The sequence below is a fragment of the uncultured Dokdonia sp. genome, from assembly GCF_947492815.1.
Lineage (GTDB): Bacteria > Bacteroidota > Bacteroidia > Flavobacteriales > Flavobacteriaceae > Dokdonia.
In genome coordinates, this window is the sequence record NZ_CANLOB010000139.1 from 1 (window position 1) to 203 (window position 203).

The following is a 203-nucleotide window of genomic DNA, read 5'->3' on the forward strand; positions in this document are numbered from 1 at the left end:
TCTAAAGTATCATTATCTAATACATCGATATTAATAGGACTATCCTCATCTGTGCTTGCCGTGTCATTATCTAATACAACATCTGCAATCGGATCCACAGTGATCACTACCGTAGCAGTCTCTGTCGTTGTTGATCCATCGGCATTAGTTACCGTTACTGTATAATCAAAAGTATCTGTGCCATTAAAGTTCGTATCTGGTGT

1 protein-coding gene is annotated in these 203 nt (G+C 38.4%); it reads right to left on the minus strand.

What is annotated here, in order from left to right; all coding sequences use genetic code 11:
• The coding region (locus tag Q1A01_RS23850; RefSeq protein ID WP_299686118.1) for a hypothetical protein at window positions 1-203 on the minus strand (203 nt) is incomplete at both ends.